Source organism: Dysgonomonas sp., from assembly GCF_035323175.1.
In the GTDB taxonomy this organism is placed as follows: Bacteria; Bacteroidota; Bacteroidia; order Bacteroidales; family Dysgonomonadaceae; genus Dysgonomonas.
The window spans coordinates 65,056-84,652 of sequence record NZ_DAOKYH010000008.1 but is presented as its reverse complement, the minus strand read 5'-3'; the positions used below and the strand labels follow the sequence as shown (position 1 = coordinate 84,652).

Sequence of the window (19,597 nt, the reverse complement as noted above, 5' to 3'; positions counted from 1 at the left end):
TATAATACAATGAATACATATTGGTTAAAACTTTTGATAATATGCAGTTTAGGACTCTCTCTATTTAGCTGCAATGATAACGATGATAATAACAAAACAGAGACACCTCCTGTTATAACCGAGGCCCCAACCTTAAAAGGCAAACTAGTATATCACAATTATACAACCTATGAAACTGAAGATTCTAAAATGTACATTTATGATTTTGGTACAAATGAATTGAAATGTATAAGTGAAAACTGGAAAATACGCAACGCTATGAATGCGCATTTTTCTCCCGATGGTAAACAAATCACTTTTATGGGAATAGGAGAAGACACAAATACGTGGGATATCTTTTTATACGATCTTTCGGGAACAGCACAGCCTGTAAATCTTACACCATATGACGGAACAAGAGATGAAGATCCTAAATTTTCCCCTGATGGTAAACGTATAGCTTTCAAACAAGACTTTAGGGTTGCCGAACTCAATTTGGAAACAGGTAAAGTAACAAAACTTAGTCCTGTAGATTATTCGATGCCTTACTATAATGCCGATGGGACAAAGCTTATTTGTTCGAAAGGCGATGGAGCAACATCTTCTATTGTTGTAATCGATATTAAAAGTAAATCTATAAAAACACTTTATGATGCACCTAAAGTTCAGGATTATTATCCTATAAATGCGGATGAAACATCATTCTATTATTCTGTGGGGTATTCCGAAACAAACCGTGTAGATCAAGTATATCGTGGATTTTGGAGCGGATTGAAAAGTAAACGCCTCCCTTTTAATAATACAGACGGTGATTATTCTGATGCTTATCCGGTAAACAATGATTGGGTTATTATCTGTAGCACACGTACCGGAAGCCTTGGAGGATATGATCTATATATTGCAAATGTTGTATCGGGAGAAATTTTTCCGATGACAGACTATAATAAAAATATAAACACTGCGAAAAATGAACTGGGACCGTGTGTCTATATTCAAAAATAAAGAAAGTTTTTAAGACATGAAATACATTATTTATCTGATTACTTCTATGTTTATAATGTCGGCATGTATAAATCAGAAGAATCTAAACAAATCCCCTGTCTCATTAATGTGGGAAATGGGTAGAAATGGAATAGAGCCCGGATATTATGAAAATACATTTTATCTTATAAATCATAGCAATGATTCCTTACGGGAAAATTGGATTATCTACTATAATCAGATGCCGGCAGCTGTAAAGACTGAGCCGACATCGCCTGTCATTGTGCAGCAAATCAGTTCTACTTATTACAAGATTGCACCATCATCTTCATATCGTCCTTTAGCTTCGGGTGATACTTTAAAGATAACATTTCGTTGTGCAGGAAGTATTCTGAAAAATGCAGGAGCACCGGAAGGTGCATACATTACTATGCTCGATGAAAAAGGAAAAGAGTCTGTACCGTATAGTGTTGTTATCAATTCCAAACCTTTTCTTTATGATTATCAATGGTCAAGAGTAGGAGAGAGTGAGTTGCCATATCCTGATGGAAAAATGGTTTATGAAAGTAATCTAATTTTTTCAGGGCAAGTACCTTTAAAGAAAACGGATATCTTCCCATCGCTGAAAGATGTGAAAGATAATGGCGGAGAATTTTCCTTTACAAAAGATGTTAGGCTGAAATATGATCCAACGTTTGCGAATGAAGCAAATCTATTGAAAGAAAAGCTTGAAAAACTATATGACTGCAATATTGTAGATAAGGCTGCTGTAACTATAAATCTGAGAAAAGAATCGTATGTAGACAAAAATAAAGAATACTATCAAATGGAACTGAATAATGGTTCCATTGAAATTACCGGAAATACACCTCATGCAATTTTTAACGGGGTTCAAACGCTTTTAGCATTTATACATAGTAAAGATTTACCATATAGCTTACCGAATGTAAGTATATCTGATTATCCCGATCTCGAGTATCGAGGTCAAATGTTAGACGTTGCTCGTAATTTTTCTTCTAAAGAAAATATCTTGAAGCTTATAGATCTTTTATCAATGTATAAAATGAGCGTTTTACATTTACATTTGACAGACGATGAAGGTTGGCGGATAGAAATTCCCGGTTTAGAGGAACTGACAACAGTTGGAGCTCGCCGAGGTCATACTCTTGACGAGAAGGAATGTCTATATCCTGCCTATGGAAGTGGCTGGGATGCTAATGATGAAAATTCGATAGGAAATGGTTATTTTACTAGAAGCGACTTTATAGAAATCCTTAAATATGCACAGAAGCATCATATTAGAGTTATCCCCGAAATAGATCTACCCGGGCATGCACGAGCAGCGATTAAGGCTATGAATACTCGCTATTATAAATATATAAAATCTGATAAAAAGAAGGCAGAAGAATATTTGCTTACTGATTTTGCAGATACATCACGTTATATCTCGGCGCAAAGTTATACTGATAATGTTATCAATGTAGCTCTACCATCAGTATATAGCTTTGTGAAAAAGGTTGTAAACGAAGTAGATTTGATGTATAAAGATGCCGGAATGGAATTATCTGTTTTACATCTGGGGGGTGATGAAGTTCCCCATGGAGCTTGGGAAGGTTCGGATATTGCAATGACATTTATGAAGGAGAAAGGCTTCAAGGAAACGAGAGAGTTGAAGGACTATTTTATTGAACAGATCATCCCTTTCTTTAAAGAAAAGAATATACAACTCGGCGCATGGCAGGAAGTTGGTTTATTACCTGATGAAACGGTAAATAAGAAGTTTTCCGAAGATAATGTTTTAAGTTATTGCTGGAATACAGTTCCCGAATGGAATGGAGATGAGATTCCTTACAGATTGGCTAATGCCGGTTATCCTATTATTTTATGCAATGTTACCAATTTGTATTTTGACTTATCATATAACAAACACGAAAATGAACCCGGAGCTTATTGGGGCGGTTTTGTAAATGAGTATAATTCGTTTAATGTTGTACCATATGATATATATAAGTCTGTACGATCAGATATGAGTGGTAATCGGATAGATATAACAAAGGTATCTAACAAAAAAATAGCTTTATCACCAAATGCCTATAACGAAATAAAAGGCATGCAAGGACAATTATGGGCAGAAACCATACGCAATTTTGATATGGTTGAATACTATTTGTTTCCTAAGATGTTTGGTCTTATAGAGAGAGCTTGGAATACTCATCCTGAATGGCAGAAAGAGCTGTTAAGCGATAAATATACAGATGCATTGCGCCTATATAACAGAAAGATAACTGAGTACGAGTTGCCTCGCCTTAATCTTCTGGATATTAAATTTCGTATTGCTCATCCCGGCATAGAGATGATCGATGGCAAATTACATGTAAATACATCTATTCCTAATGCTGAAATCAGGTATACAATAGATGGATCGGAACCTACAGTTAATTCTACTCTTTGGACTGAACCTATAACTTGTAATGCAAAAGAAATAAGGGCAAAAGCTTTTTATTGTGGACGAGAAAGTGTAACCACATTATACAAATACAAATAAGATGAAGTTTAGAATATTCCTCTTGTGTCTGTGTTTTATTATACAGACACAGGGCGGGTTTTCTCAGAAATTAAATTGTGAAACCCCTCAATTGATACCAAAGCCTCAAAAAGAGATATACTCTAATCTATTTCTACGTTTGCCATCGGTAATAACGATAAGCAACGATATAGATGAGAATGCCAAAAGCATACTTGAAAAAGCATTATTGGAGTCCTTAAAAATAGAGGTCTCTTATAACTCGAATGAAAATAGCCTAATACGTTTCTTTGTAGATAAACAACTACCTGATGAAGCATATCATATTAAGATAGACACAGTACATATTGATATCCATGCATCCGGTTCCGCCGGAAGCCTTTGGGCGATACAAACTTTGCATCAGATGATAGAATCTATTTCTCTCACATCTGCAGGTCAAATCAAACAATTACCTGTTACAGAAATAGAAGATTATCCTCGATATGGATGGCGAGGATTTCATCTGGATGTAGCTCGACATTTCTTTACCAAAGAGTATTTATTAAAAACGATAGAACGCTTATCATTTTATAAAATAAACAAGCTGCATTTGCACTTAAACGATGATCAGGGATGGCGAATCGAAATAGATAAATATCCACTATTAACAGAAATCGGCGCATGGAGATCTTTTGATAAATATGACTCGATCTGTATACGCCAATCGGAATATAATCCGGATATGCAAATAGATAAACGTTTTATTCGAAATGACTCTAAGTATGGCGGATTTTACACTAAAGCTGATATGCGGGAAATCATCGCACATGCACAAAAGTATGGCATAGAAATTATACCAGAAATAGATATGCCGGGACACATGTCTGCTGCGATCAGAGCATATCCGTGGCTGTCTTGCACCGGAAATACCGGCTGGGGTAAAGAATTTTCGTATCCTATATGTCCGTGTGATCCTAAAGTTATAGATTTTGCAAAAGACATATATTCTGAAATAGCAGAACTATTTCCTTCACCTTTTGTACATATTGGAGCAGATGAAGTAGAAAGAGGTACTTGGGAATTGAATGCTGATTGTAAAAAACAAATGAAAAAGCACAAAATGAAATCATCAGCCGATTTGCAGACTTTCTTTGTAAATGAAATTCAAAAGTCGCTAAAGGAAAAAGGGAAAAAGATTATCGTATGGGACGATGCAGCTGTCGATGATATCGAAAAGGAGGTATATGTGACTTTCTGGCGTGATTGGATGAATGAAAATGCGAACATGATTGTAGAGAAAGGCAATCCGATGATCTTTATGACATGGAGCCATTTTTATCTAAGTGCAAGACCTTCATTTAAACGATGGAAAGAATTATATGAATTTGATATAACAAAGGATTATCCCAACATGACAGAATCTAAAGTAATCGGTTATCAGGCTTGTGTATGGACAGAAGAAATTCCAAATGAGACAAAGCTAGAAGAACATGTGTATCCTGCTTTACAAGCTTACAGTGAGCTGATATGGAGCAATAAACGAAACTGGCAGGATTTTTTGCAACGAATGGGTTTACACAACCGTATTATGGATAGAGAAGGAATACATTATCGCTCTTATACCTATTAAAAAATACAATGGAAATAAAAACTAGCAGTCGCCTTTTATCTCTCGATGTTTTGAGGGGTATCACCATCGCCGGAATGATACTTGTGAACAACCCCGGATCATGGGGGCATATATATGCTCCGTTGAGACATGCCGAGTGGAATGGATTAACTCCCACAGACCTTATCTTTCCGTTTTTCATGTTCATTATGGGTGTTTCTACCTTTATCTCGTTACGGAAATTCAATTTTGAGTTTTCTGTTCCCACACTAAGAAAAATACTGAAACGTACATTCGTTATATTTCTTATCGGTTTAGGACTTTCTTGGCTGGGTCTTTCATTTGGTACATACCATGGTTTAGCTGCCGATAACCTGGGATTTTGGGAACGGCTGGGCAGATCCCTCACCAATTTTGAACATCTGCGTATTCTGGGTGTGATGCAACGCTTGGCACTTACGTATGGAATAACATCTTTGATAGCAATATTTCTAAAACATAAGTATATACCCTATATAATTGCAGTCGGGCTGGTCGGTTATTTCTTGCTTTTACTTTTCGGGAACGGATTTGCCACCGAAAGATACAATATCCTAGCAGTGACAGATCAGAGTATTCTTGGACTGAATCATATGTATACAGAGTTCGGTCTCGATCCCGAAGGTATTTTGAGTACAATCCCTGCTGTGTGTCATGTGTTGATCGGTTTCTATTGTGGGAAAATACTGATGGAAACAAAAGATAATCAACAAAGGATGCTTCACCTGTTTATTATAGGTGCTATACTTACCTTTTCTGGCTTTCTGTTGAGTTATGGCTGTCCTATAAATAAGAAGATCTGGTCTCCGACATTTGTTCTGACTACATGTGGATTGGGTGCTACCTTCTTATCGCTGCTTATATGGATCATCGATGTGAAGGGGTATAAGAAGTGGTCGGTATTTTTCGAATCGTTTGGGGTAAATCCTTTGTTTATATATGTCCTAGCAGGCGTTATGGCAACTATTCTTGAAAGTATGTATTTGAATTGTCAAGAAGTAATGAGTATTAAGGATTGTTTTTATACTCAGATTTTGAAATCTATTTGTGGAGATTATTTCGGGTCATTAATCTATGCCTTGTGTTTCATCTCTATTCTTTGGACAATTGGTAACATATTATATAAGAGGAAAATATTCATAAAGATTTAATATAGAAGAACTAAAAGAAAAGTTGGTTATTAGAAGAAGCCCATGAAATAAATATTTTATGGGCTTCTTTCTTTAATAAATGTTCATGTTGCTATCTCTTATTTTCAAATAACTTAAGGTTAAACATACTAGAATTTTTAAACATCCTTTATATTTGTATTTAAAAGCTACCCTTTTTAAGATGAAAATACTGATTGTAGAAGACGAGCAAAATATCAGTTCGTTTATTGAACGAGGTTTAAATATAAGCGGATTTGAAACAGAGATATGTAATAATGGATTACATGCATGGGAAAAAATACAAATCACAGATTATGATTTAATCATTATGGATATAATAATGCCTTTCATGTCAGGATTGGAGCTTTGTAAGGCTTATCGGCAAAAATTTGGCTATACTACCCCTGTAATCCTGCTTACAGCATTATCTACAACCGAGGATATTGTAAGAGGCCTTAATGCCGGATCCGATGATTATATCATCAAGCCGTTTAAGCTGGTTGAACTTGAAGCTCGGATTAATGCATTGTTAAGGCGTTCGAAAGTCAGTGCGGGAATACAAGATGACAAAATTTTACACTTTTCTAATTTAAAATTAGATACAAACACGAAGCAAGCTATTCGTGATGGTAATATAATTTATCTTACAGCTAAAGAATATTTATTGCTTGAGTATTTCATGAAAAATCCCAATAGAGTGCTTTCGCGTCAAACTCTATTAGAAAACGTATGGGATATCAATTTCGACACGAATACAAATATCGTAGATGTATATGTTAACTATATACGAAATAAGATTCAGCCTGAAGGAATGGATAAGCTAATTCATACAGTTATTGGATTAGGATATATATTAAAAGAAGAATGAAGATAAAAACAAAACTTGCCCTTTTATATACATCTATCACTGTTGTGATCTTGATGGTAGTTTTTATTTTTGTCTATCTACTTACTTCAAAAAATATTGATAGTAATTACTATACACTTCTACTTGATAAAGCACTTATTACGGCTCAAAAGCATTTTGAAAAAGATGAACTGAGTCAACAAGCCTATCAAAAAGTACTTGACGCATATCAAAGATTATTACCTGAGACCTCCGAAAGGATAATTGTAGCCAATAGTAGACATGATGCTACTGTAGAGCTTCAGTCTTTCTTGAATGAAAGGCAAATAGACGAATTGTTCCGAACAGAACAATTAAAATTCGAGATTGATAACCTAAACGGAGTTGGTATATATTACCCCGACAACGAAGGTAATTTTATCATTATCGTTACAGCTAAGAATATTCAAGGAGATTACCTGAAAAGTCTGCTGAAGCATATCCTGTTAATAGTGCTATTCGTGAGTAGTATTATTATTTTTGGTCTACTCTGGTGGAATGCAAAAATGATAACTAAACCTCTACAGGATATGGTTTCCAGAATGCAAGAAATAACACCCAAAGACCTACACCTTCGGCTGATAGAGAGAAAGGGAAATGACGAACTAGCTCAAGTTATCAGTTATTTCAACCAAATGATCGAACGCTTAGAAATAAGCTTCAACTCCCAGAAGACATTTATTGCGAATGCATCACACGAACTAAAAAACCCATTAACAGCGATTATGGGCGAGTGTGAAGTTATGCAACTAAAAGAATTTACTCCGGATGAATACAAAGGTTCTATCAAACGGATTGAAAATGAGATCGAGCGTTTAAACATATTAGTAAATAACCTTTTTCAATTAGCTCAAACCGATTTGGAAATATCAGAATCAGATGTTGAGCAATTAGATGTAGTAGGAGAGTTGCAATTCGTTATTCATTATTTAGAGCAATCTAAATATAAAGGACGAATTTCGTTCGTAAAAAATGAGAATTCATTCTATATTCGCTCAAATAGTCATTTGTTATTTGTTGCCCTCCAAAATATAATTGATAATGCTTGTAAGTATTCAAATGGTGTGGTTAAAGTTGAAATCATCAAAAACAAATCCCACTTTCATCTTTTAGTCTCGGATAAAGGTATTGGCATACCGGCAAAAGAAAAAGATAAAATATTCGACACTTTTTACCGAGCACAAAATACACATTCATATAAGGGGGCTGGAATAGGCTTATCTCTTGCACATAAAATATTAAAACTTTCAGGAGCTGATATTAGTATCTCATCTATGGAAAATAAAGGGACAACTGTTACAATTACCTGGGATATCAATTTCTAATCCTATTCTAATCTCGGTTTAATCTCTTTCTAATTTCAAGAGTCTAGTTTTGCATCTAAAATTAGATTTTGAAGATGAGAAAGTTACTGCTATCAACTCTGCCCTGTCTTATATTGACATTTTTCGGATTACCGGTCTTTGCTCAAGAGTTTCAAATACTCAAGTATACTCCTGTGGAAATTGAGGCTTTGTTCCTAAAACAAAACCTACAGCTATTAGCCGAAAAGATGAACATCACTCTTGCCGAGGCAGAAATTGCACAATCAAAACTATGGGATAATCCACAATTATCTATCGGTTCGATGAATTTATGGAGCACCGCCAAACAAAGAGAAGAACTTGGGGGGGCCTTTCCTAGAAATACACAGTTTAGTATAGAACTGAGTCAACTGATTTTAACTGCCAATAAACGAAACAAGCTTATCAACAGCCAAAAAGTTTCAAGAGAAATTGCTGTTTTAAATTTTGAAGATGTACTGAGAGGTTTGAAAGCAGAGTTTCGAAAATTAATTTACGAAACAGAATACCTTCAATCATACAAAGATGTCTTATCTGTTCAACAAGAGTCTCTTGAGCTACTTATTTCTGCCTACAAAAGACAAGCCGAACTAAACAATATCGCAAAAAATGAATTGCTTAGGCTTCAATCGGGCTTAATAGAACTTAAAAATGAAATAAATGAGACGGAAGCAGCTTTGAATGAACAACAAAAAAATCTGAAATCGTTACTTAATATCTCACCTTTTCATATCATAAAAGTAGAAAACACAAACTTCAATTATATTGATCCCGATCAGGTCTCTCTCGTGTCTTTACTCGAAAAAGCGCACGAGTTACGTCCTGATATAAAACGTGAACAACAGCAAACTTTGTTTTATGAAAAATCATTAATCTACGAAAAATCACAACGAATTCCGGATATAACACTAAGTGCCTCTTATGATCGATATGGAGGCGTATGGAAAGATTTTATCGGATTTGGGATCAGTTTCGATTTACCCTTTTTGAATAGGAATCAAGGGAATATTAAAGCTGCTAAAGTAAATATTGAGCAAAACAAACTTATTGCTTTGCAGCTACAAAATATTGCTGAACATGAAATAACTGAGGCTTTCTCCAATTATAGTCGCACGTACAAATTTTATGAAGAAATAGAGAATAATGATTTGTTAACAGAGTTGGATGAGATGCTTGGTATATATACAAAAAATTTCCTAAATAGAAATATCAGCATGCTCGAATACCTCGATTTTATGGAATCTTATAAAAGCAACAAACAAATAGTTCTTTTATCTCGAAAAAACATGTACAATTCATTTGTAGAGTTTCAATATGCAGTTGGCACAGAAATAAATAAGTAACCATTATGATAACAAAGAAAATTCTATTATTTACATTAACGCTTATTTTTTTATCGCTTGTTTCCTGTACGGGGAATGGAGAAGGTAATTCCGATAAACAAGCAGAAATTGTTCCAGCTTTCTATTCGTCAGTAAAGACTGTAAAGGCAGCATACGAAACAAGAATAGAAATGTTGACTCTTACAGGACAAGTAGAATATGATTCAGATAAAGTAATCAATTATTATCCTCTAACTGAGGGTGTAGCTGGCAGGGTTTATTTTTCATTGGGAGATAAAGTTGAAAAAGGACAAGCACTGTTAGATATTCATAGCAAGGATTTATCTGAGTTACAAAGTGAGCAAAGCTCTCTACAGGCTGAAATACGTATCATAGAGCGTGAACTTAAATCTGCCAGGGAGATGTTTAAAGACAAGATGCTTTCGGAAAAAGAGTTGTTGGAAATAGAAACTAAACTCAAACAAACACAGACTTCCTTATCAAAAGTAAAAAATGATATGCAGCTATTCGGCTCAGACAAGGGAAATGGGATCTTTTCTATAAAAGCTCCTATGTCCGGATATATTGTATCCAAAAACGTAACATCAGGAAGTACATTATCTTCCGATAACGGCACTCTTTTTACGATTGCCGATCTATCCACAGTGTGGGTAGTGGTTAATGTATATGCCGGTAACCTACAACTGGTAAAGGAGGGAATGAATGTGATTTTTACAACATTGTCTTATCCTAATGAAACATTTGAAGGTAAGATCAACTTGATGTCACAGGTTTTTGACCCTGAAGATAAAGTATTGAAGGCAAGAATTATTATATCGAATAAAGACCTGAAGTTGAAACCTGGAATGTCTACTATTGTTTATCTGAAAAATGAAGTTGGAGAGAAAAATATAGCTATCCCTTCTGATGCATTAATATTCGATAAAGACCACTATTTTGTTATAATAAAAAATACCGATGGTAATTTTCAGATAAGAGAGGTCTTTTTAAAAGGGCATAGCGGACAGGTATCTTATATAAAATCAGGATTATCTGAAGGAGAAGAAGTTGTGACCTCAAACCATTTACTAATATATTCAGGGCTTAACAATAAATAATTATGCACAAATTTGTTGAGAATATTATTGCATTTGCACTACGTAACCACATATTAGTACTTTTTCTAACATGTATACTCGCAATAGCAGGAGTTATTTGCTTCCAAAACACCCCTATAGAAGCATATCCGGATGTCACTAACACACGCGTGAAATTAATCGCTCAATGGCCGGGTCGAAGTGCCGAAGAAGTTGAGAAATTTGTCACTTTACCTATCATGCAGCAACTAAACACCATTCCTCGTAAAACAGATGTACGTTCGACGTCCCTTTTTGGCTTGTCTGTAATTACTGTTCTATTCGAAGATGGGGTTGATGATTTCTTTGCCCAACAATATGCGTCTAATAGGATGCAAGATCTCGACCTCCCTGAAGGTGTAGAATTATCAATAGAGCCACCTTCGGGTGCCACAGGTGAAATTTTTCGTTATGTTCTCAAGAGTGATTTGCCTGTACGCGAGGTAGCTGCTATCAACTCTTGGGTCGTAGAGCGTGAATTATTGTCTGTGCCGGGAGTAGCAACAATAGCCAGCTTTGGTGGAGAAGAAAAAATTCTAGAGGTAAAAGTAAATCCTGCTGAGCTTGCAAACTATAACCTTTCCCCTTTGGATGTATATGAAGCCGTTGAGCGAAGTAATATAAATGTTGGTGGCGATGTAATACAAAAAGGAAGCCAAGCATTTGTTGTTAGAGGGATAGGCTTACTTGAAAGTATAGAAGATATTGAGAATATACTCATCGAAGTAAAAGGAAGTTCACCCATACGTGTAAAACAGGTTGCCGAAGTGGGTATATCCTCTAAACCACGTTTAGGACAAGTCGGTCTAAATGACGACGACGATGTGGTACAAGGTATTGTAATTATGTTGCGAGGGCAAAACCCCAGTGAGGTGATTGTTCATCTGAAAGAAAAAATAGCAGAGCTTAACGAGCGTATCCTGCCTGATAACGTTAAGATAGAGCCCTTTCTTGACCGTACTAACCTTGTGAATGCAACCGTGCATACCGTTCTTCGCAACCTACTCGAAGGTATTTTGTTAGTATCACTCGTGGTCTTCATATTTCTTTTCAACTGGCGTACATCACTCATTGTGGCATCCGTCATTCCATTATCATTCTTGTTTGCCATTATCATGCTGCGTATACAAGGTTTGCCTGCAAATCTCATATCCATGGGAGCCCTGGATTTCGGGCTGTTACTGGAAGGAACACTGGTTATTGTCGAAAGTGTGTATGTCGCAATGGAAAAGCGATCGCATGATCTAGGTAGCCGTTTTAATCCGATGCTGAAAGGTGGATTGATCCGCAAAAGCGCCGGAAGTGTAGCTTCATACATCTTTTTTGCACAGATAATATTGGTAGTGGCATTATTCCCTATATTTTCGTTTCAGAAGGTTGAAGGAAAAATGTTTCAGCCGCTGGCCTTTACCTTAGGCTATGCGCTATTAGGTTCACTAATTTTGTCATTAACGTATGTGCCGGTTATGTGTAAATTGTTGTTGACAAAATCGGTAAAAGAGAAAACCAATTTCGTAAGTCGTTTCTTTACCCGAGTTTTATACAATATGTTTGCGTTTGCAAGTAGACATCGTATACAGACTATAGTGGTATTTGTATTGATACTAACCACTTGCGTTATTCGTTTTTCATTCTGGGGAACAGAATTCATTCCTCAGATGAACGAAGGTGCAATATATGTGCGTGCTACGCTACCCAACAGCATTAATTTGGATGAATCGGTACGCATAACAAAAGAAATGAAAAAGAAACTTCAAAGCTTTGACGAAGTTGATTTTATTTTAACGCAAACGGGACGTCCAAACGATGGAACTGATGCTACCGGATTTTTCAATATAGAATTTCACACAGAACTGAAACCTGAAAAAGAGTGGAAACACAAAATAAGTAAAGATGATCTGATAGCACAAATGCAAGACTCATTAAATATCTATCCGGGTGTTGTATTGGCATTCAGCCAACCGATACAGGATAATGTAGAAGAATATGTTGCCGGTGTAAAAAGTTCTCTGGTTATAAAAATATTCGGCTCAGACCTACATCAACTTGAAGATTTAGCTGATCAGACAGCAGCAACGATCAAAAACATACGAGGGATAGAAGATGTTAATGTATTTCATAGTATTGGACTGCCCGAACTCCGCATAAAGTTAGAAGAATCGCATATGGCACGTTATGCTGTATCTATGAAAGATGTACAAACGGTTGTTGAAATGGCAATAGGTGGAAAGGCTGCGACATCTTTCTATGAGAATGAACGTACATTTGATGTGATGGTGCGTTTTCAAAAAGAGTTTAGGGACAATGAAGATAAAATAGGGAATATTCTTATCCCGACAATGGATGGCAAACAAGTCCCGCTAAAAGAAATAGCTAGTATTGATTTTATTACCGGGCCTGCATTTATCTACCGTGAAGGTAGCAGCCGCTATGTAGGAGTGGGCTTTAGTATACGAGACAGGGATTTGGGATCGACTATAGACGAAGCTCAAAAAGCTGTTGGACAAAATATAAAGCTTAAATCTGAAAATAAAATGGTATGGGCCGGTGAATTCGAAAGCCAACAACGCGCCACAAAACGTTTGACATTTATTATTCCGGCTGCACTTTTGATGATTATATTTCTATTATATATGAACTTCATGACAGTAAAAGACACGCTGATAGCCGTAAGCGCTATGCCTTTTGCATTTATCGGAGGTTTTGTATCTTTATGGTTAACAGGTACAGTCTTCGGTATATCGGCAGGCATCGGATTCATTATCTTGTTCGGTATCGTTTCTATAGATAGCATCTTGTTGGTAACACTCATGAAGAAAAAAGTACAACAAACGCATAACCTCCGCACAGCAATCAATGAAGCCGTATCTCAACGTGTACGACCTGTTCTGATGATTGCCCTAATGGGGTCGATGGGGCTACTTCCAGCAGCTTTATCTACCGATATGGGTTCTGAGATTCAACGCCCGTTAGCTATAATGATTGTAGGTGGAATAATTATATGCATGATTCTTTCTTTTACAGTATTACCTCAAGTATTTTATTTTGCTTATAGAAGGGATAAAAGACTAAGAAAAGAATAGAAGTATTTAATAAAAGAAAATTGCAATAATTGTGTAAATTTGCTGCTATAGGCAGTCTATAATTAGACTCTTATAATTCATATAGTATTAAATAAACAGATAATATTCCTGTATAAACAATCACGTATGATAAAAGAATACTCTATGGCAGATGCTCTTCCTGATAATGCCTTATCAAAATCATTTTTTATAAGGCATTTCGAATCAGGGGAGAATGTAGAGATCGAATGGCCTCATAGTCACTCTTTTTTTTCTTTTGTTTGGTTTACTCATGGACGTGGATTTTATGTGATTGATTCTGAAGAATACACAATAAAACCACAGAGAGTATTTTACGTTGCTCCTAAGCAGATTCATAATTGGAGCTTCTATGATAATGTGCAGGGATATATTATTTTTATAGACCAATTAGCCGGGTTAGATATGAATTTGAGCTATAGTTCTCCCTACATTGATATCGACAATATTGATGCATCTCTTCATTTATCTATTCTTGAAGATATTAATAAAGAGTTGCTTTATAAAGATGATGCATCAAAAGAAAATATAAAAGCCGGGCTCTTGTACTATTCTCGCTTATTATATAGGATAGCCAAAAGGAAGCAGGTAAAAACATATCAAAGTAATACACTAATAGAGCAATTTAAAGAGTTAATTCTATCCGATTATTCGAAATTATATACAATCTCTCATTACGCAAACAAACTAAATGTACGAGAAGAGAAATTGAATGAAACATGTAAAAAAGTGCTTGGTATCTCATCCAAGCAATATCTACTTAATCTTAAAATAACCGAAGCTAAACGGCTATTGATATACTCAGACTACAATATAAGTGAAATCACTTATCAGATTGGATTTGAAGATTCCTCGTATTTTGCCCGAATTTTCAAGAAAAAAACAGGACTTTCTCCTAGTACTTTTCTTAAAAAGTACCGAAAACAGCCCTAAAAGTGCTGATATATTTCTTATTGACATCTTTATATTTGTATTTGTTTTAAATATTAATAAAATGTATGATATGAAAGATTTTCTATTGATATTCAGATTAAATAAAGATTCGGAGATAAAACCATCTCCCGAACAAGTGAAAGAAAGAATGGAATGGTTCAGTAGTCTAATGAAGCAAAATAAAGTATCCGATAAAGGAAATACCTTATCCCCCTCAGGAGCAAAAACAATTCATTCGAATGGAAATATTGCAAATAGTGCTCATTCAGAAGGTACAGAGATTGTAACAGGATATGTAGTTATAAATGCAGAAACAATTGATGAGGCAGTAGAGATTGCCAAAGCGAATCCTATTTTTAAAATTGGCGGTAGTGTCGAAGTTCGAGAAGTAGCCAAATTCATAAAAGGGAACGATTAATTTATAATTAGATTATATAACTAACAAAGTCGTGATTTATAATATAAATCACGACTTTGTGTCTATTGGTTAGTCTTATCAGAGACCATAAATTCATTTAGAAAAGGGAACGTAAACATTAAAGATCTTAAATGTCGATAAATGTTAAAAAATATATGAAGTAGAAAAATATTTTTATTTTTGACTTTTACTAAAGTTTACAACTAAGGTACATTTTATTGTAGATAAAACATTCTCATAAAAAACTATATCGATGACAGAAGAAAAAAAAGAACCCATAGACAAGGTTGTTCAGCCCATTCAAAAATTTATATTACAGGAAAAGGCGGGAGGGATCGTTCTTGGGCTAAGTGTTATAATTGCAATGATTCTTGCTAATTCTTCTTGGTCGGAAGATTATTTTCATTTTTTAGAACATAAATTAGGATTTGTATTTAATGGAATTCCTTTTTTTGAATATAGTATCCATCATTGGATCAACGATGGCCTGATGGCCGTATTTTTCTTTGTTGTTGGGCTAGAACTTAAACGGGAAATAGTAGGAGGGGAGCTGTCCAATCCTCGTAAAGCTCTTTTACCAATTGGAGCAGCAATAGGAGGCATGCTTGTTCCCGCGCTCATCTATATAAGTCTTAATCCATCAGGAGAAGTCCATCATGGCTGGGGTATTCCGATGGCTACTGATATTGCTTTTGCCCTGGGTATTTTGTATCTGTTGGGGAGCAAAATACCTATATCGTTGAAAGTCTTTCTTACGGCTCTCGCCATTGTTGATGATTTGGGAGCTGTTTTGGTTATTGCATTTTTTTATACCTCCGATATCTCTTTTATAAGCCTTGCCACAGGTTTCGGCTTTGCTTTTATCATGTTTGTTGGCAATAAAATGGGAGTCAGAAGTATTTTCTTTTATGCTATATTGGGAATTCTTGGGGTATGGACATCATTCTTGTTATCGGGTGTTCATGCTACAATAGCTTCTGTTATTGCAGCTTTCATGATTCCTGCCGATGTCAAAATAAGAGAAAATCTATTTGTTGAACGAATAAAGAAATATCTGAATAAATTTAGAGAAGTCGATCCAAAAAGTGAAATTCCGACACTTACAAATGATCAGTTGCATTTACTGGAAGAAATAAAAATAGACACGAATAAAGCAATTCCTCCGTTGCAACGCTTAGAGCACAGAATGCATCCTTTAGTGACTTTCGTTATAATTCCTATATTTGCTTTAGCGAATGCGGGAGTTTCCCTAAATATTGATATAGAGCAGCTATTCAGCACAAATATAGCTTTAGGTGTGGCATTAGGTCTGTTATTAGGGAAAGTGTTGGGAGTTGTAGGTTTTACGCTTTTACTTATTAAATTAAAGGTTGCTCCTTTTCCGGAAGGAATGAATGTGCATAACCTACTAGGTATAAGCCTACTCGCATCTATCGGTTTTACCATGTCATTATTTATCACATCACTCGCATTCACCCATCCTGAATATATGGTACAAGCAAAAATTGGTATTTTTGCAGCTTCTATTACAGGCGGAGTGTTAGGGTATATGACATTAAGTCGTTCCATAAAACGGAAATAATACCGTTCCGTATTATACTTATATGAATTTATCAAGAGAATGCTTGTAACAAAAGACTCTCATAGTAGTATAAATTGTGAACTAATTTCTTTATCTAAATGTTGAATTTGTGAGTTTTAATTAATTCGCTCATTAAATATTTATGAAAACGATATTATTTGTATTTATATCACTTTTTAGTATTAGTGTATTCTCTCAGCAGAAGCATTCATTAAAGGGAACAGTCATAGACAAAGGAGACAGAAGCCCGATTCCTTATGCCAGTATAATAGTAAAGGGTACGACTATTGGTACACAAACAGATGAAGAAGGGCGTTTTTCTATTGAAAATCTATTACCCGGACCTTATACCCTTCTAGTATCATTTGTTGGGTATAAAGCTGAACAAACCCCTGAATATTTATTGACAGTAAAAGATTTACAAATAACCGTTGAATTAGAAGAAAATACGAATGAGTTAGCCGATGTAAATGTCTATCCGATGCCTTTCAGGCGTTCTATTGAAAGCCCGGTTGGATTGCATGTTATAAGTACACAGGAAATAGAAAAAAGCCCTGGAGCTAACCGTGATATATCTCGCATTGTACAATCTTATCCGGGTGTAGCTTTCTCGCCAGGAGGTTATCGAAACGATTTAATTGTAAGAGGTGGTGGGCCTTCCGAAAACAGTTTCTTTCTGGATGGTATAGAAATACCTAACATTAATCATTTTAGTACACAAGGAGCTTCTGGAGGGCCTGTAAGTATCATAAGTGCAGATTTGATCAAGGAAGTAAACTTCTATACAGCAGCTTTTCCTTCGTACAGTAGTGATGCATTAAGCTCTGTCGTAAGTTTCAAATTAGCTGAAGGGAATCCTGAAAAGCAATCTTTCAAAGGAACTTTAGGTGCATCGGAAGCTTCTGCAACAGCCAATGGACCTTTAAGTAAAAAGACAACATATACCGTATCTATAAGGCGATCTTATCTGCAACTTCTTTTCGATCTCATAGGACTCCCTTTCTTGCCAACATACAATGATGCCCTGTTCAAGATAAAAACTCAATTGTCACCTACTAACGAGCTTACATTTATAGGTGTTGGTGCAATAGATGATATGAAGCTAAATAATAAAGCTACTACCGAAGATGCCGAATACATACTGGGTTATTTGCCGACTATAAAGCAGGAAACTTTTACCTTAGGGGCAGTTTATAAGCATTACAACAAACGTAATAGACAGACTCTTGCTCTCAGCCATAGTTACCTGAATAACCGTAATACGAAATATCAGAACAATTTGAATAACGACCCTGATATGCTAAGGTTAAAATACAAATCATTAGAACAAGAATCGAAACTTAGATTTGAAAACCTTACGCCGCTTGGTAAATGGAAAATTAATACTGGACTAAATATAGATTATGTGCAATATAGCAATAATAGTTTTCAGGTATTTTTTTATAATGATGAAGAAACGGCTCTCCAATATGATACACAACTAAGCTTTTTCAAATGGGGGCTATTCTCGAATATAGATTATGTCTCAACAAATGAGAGATTCAAATCATCTTTTGGAATAAGGTTAGATGCAGCTTCCTATTCACATAATACCAAGCAAATATTCAATCAGGTTTCGCCCCGTCTGTCTTTATCATATAGGCTTATAGCTAATTTGAATGCCAACGCTAATATCGGACGTTACTTCCAGCTTCCACCTCTTACAGCAATGGGATTGAAAGATAACAATGGTATGTTTGTAAACAAGGGATTGGATTATATGCGTGTTGATCAGGTATCGGCAGGCTTCAATTATCAGTCGATAAAGAATTTCGAAATATCTTTAGAAGGTTTTTATAAATATTACAACAATATGCCTTTATCTGTGAAAGACGGCATTCCTTTGATGAGTAAGGGGGACGATTACGGAGCGATAGGGAACGAACTGCTTGTATCGGATGCAAGAGGTAAAAGCTATGGTGTGGAATTATTAGCAAGATGGGTAGTCGCTCGTAAAGTAAATGTTTTATCTTCATTTACTTTATTCAAAAGTCAATTTGCAAAAAAAGAAGGCAAGTATCTTCCTTCGGCTTGGGATAATGGATATATATTTAATCTTACAGGAACCTATTATTTTAATTCAAATTGGAGTCTAGGAGCAAAGATAAAGTCGATAGGTGGAGCACCTTTTACTCCTTACGATAAAGACAAATCCTCGCTGGTTTTGGCTTGGAATGCTTCGGGAAAACCTTATCTCGACTATACTCAATACAATACTTTGCGTAACCCTTCATATACTCAGCTAGACTTGAGAGTAGATAAAATTTTTTATCTGAAGAAGTATATGCTTGGCCTTTACCTCGATTTACAGAATGTAACACGAAGTTCGTTCAGAAGACAAGATGTAATTGTAAGTACGGGAAATATCATAAATCCACAAGCACCGATAGAAGAACAACGTTACGAGATGAAAAACTTGAAACGTTCGAGTGCATCTATAATCCCTACCATTGGAGTGACATTTGAATTCTAAAAATTAGTAAGATTAATTCATTTTAAAAGATTTATCTTTGTAATATAAAATAGCCTTCTCTTTGCATTGATATGTATTGTGCAACATTCACTCATATTT

Annotated in this window: 13 protein-coding genes; all 13 read left to right on the top strand. The window is 35.4% G+C overall.

Features of this window, described 5'->3' with window-relative positions:
* Window positions 1-9 precede the first annotated feature (9 nt).
* The 13 genes from PKC55_RS11095 to PKC55_RS11035 all read left to right on the top strand — a co-directional run bounded on the left by PKC55_RS11095 (window position 10) and on the right by PKC55_RS11035 (window position 19,498).
* Window positions 10-981 carry a TolB family protein gene (locus tag PKC55_RS11095; protein WP_291130733.1) on the top strand — a complete coding sequence of 324 codons (972 nt, stop codon included), beginning with the start codon at window positions 10-12 and terminating at the stop codon, window positions 979-981.
* A gap of 16 nt (window positions 982-997) precedes the next feature.
* A complete protein-coding gene (locus PKC55_RS11090; protein WP_324373032.1) occupies window positions 998-3,505 on the top strand; it encodes a family 20 glycosylhydrolase in 2,508 nt (835 codons plus the stop codon).
* Between the two features lies 1 nt (window position 3,506).
* Entirely contained in the window at window positions 3,507-5,096 is a 1,590-nt protein-coding gene (locus PKC55_RS11085; RefSeq protein WP_291130728.1) for a beta-N-acetylhexosaminidase, read from the top strand.
* Between the two features lie 8 nt (window positions 5,097-5,104).
* Window positions 5,105-6,265 carry an acyltransferase family protein gene (locus PKC55_RS11080; protein ID WP_291130726.1) on the top strand — a complete coding sequence of 387 codons (1,161 nt, stop codon included), beginning with the start codon at window positions 5,105-5,107 and terminating at the stop codon, window positions 6,263-6,265.
* Window positions 6,266-6,446: 181 nt separating this feature from the next.
* Window positions 6,447-7,133 (top strand): response regulator transcription factor, encoded by a 687-nt coding sequence (locus PKC55_RS11075; protein ID WP_291130724.1) that lies wholly within the window; start codon window positions 6,447-6,449, stop codon window positions 7,131-7,133.
* The gene (locus PKC55_RS11070; protein ID WP_291130722.1) at window positions 7,130-8,476 is read left to right on the top strand and encodes a sensor histidine kinase; all 1,347 of its coding nucleotides are present in this window, start codon (window positions 7,130-7,132) and stop codon (window positions 8,474-8,476) included. Before PKC55_RS11075 ends, PKC55_RS11070 begins: the two co-directional genes overlap by 4 nt.
* Before the next feature lie 74 nt (window positions 8,477-8,550).
* Window positions 8,551-9,837 (top strand): TolC family protein, encoded by a 1,287-nt coding sequence (locus tag PKC55_RS11065; RefSeq protein WP_291130719.1) that lies wholly within the window; start codon window positions 8,551-8,553, stop codon window positions 9,835-9,837.
* A 5-nt stretch (window positions 9,838-9,842) separates the two neighbouring features.
* The gene (locus PKC55_RS11060) at window positions 9,843-10,934 is read left to right on the top strand and encodes an efflux RND transporter periplasmic adaptor subunit (RefSeq protein ID WP_291130717.1); all 1,092 of its coding nucleotides are present in this window, start codon (window positions 9,843-9,845) and stop codon (window positions 10,932-10,934) included.
* A gap of 2 nt (window positions 10,935-10,936) precedes the next feature.
* Entirely contained in the window at window positions 10,937-14,035 is a 3,099-nt protein-coding gene (locus tag PKC55_RS11055; protein ID WP_291130714.1) for an efflux RND transporter permease subunit, read from the top strand.
* 126 nt (window positions 14,036-14,161) lie between these two features.
* Complete coding sequence (locus PKC55_RS11050) at window positions 14,162-14,986, top strand: helix-turn-helix domain-containing protein (RefSeq protein ID WP_291130711.1); 825 nt, start codon at window positions 14,162-14,164, stop codon at window positions 14,984-14,986.
* 70 nt (window positions 14,987-15,056) lie between these two features.
* The gene (locus PKC55_RS11045; RefSeq protein ID WP_303890344.1) at window positions 15,057-15,404 is read left to right on the top strand and encodes a YciI family protein; all 348 of its coding nucleotides are present in this window, start codon (window positions 15,057-15,059) and stop codon (window positions 15,402-15,404) included.
* Window positions 15,405-15,657: 253 nt separating this feature from the next.
* A complete protein-coding gene (nhaA, locus tag PKC55_RS11040; protein ID WP_291130707.1) occupies window positions 15,658-16,986 on the top strand; it encodes a Na+/H+ antiporter NhaA in 1,329 nt (442 codons plus the stop codon).
* Window positions 16,987-17,128: 142 nt separating this feature from the next.
* Window positions 17,129-19,498 (top strand): TonB-dependent receptor, encoded by a 2,370-nt coding sequence (locus PKC55_RS11035; RefSeq protein ID WP_324373025.1) that lies wholly within the window; start codon window positions 17,129-17,131, stop codon window positions 19,496-19,498.
* Window positions 19,499-19,597: the final 99 nt, after the last annotated feature.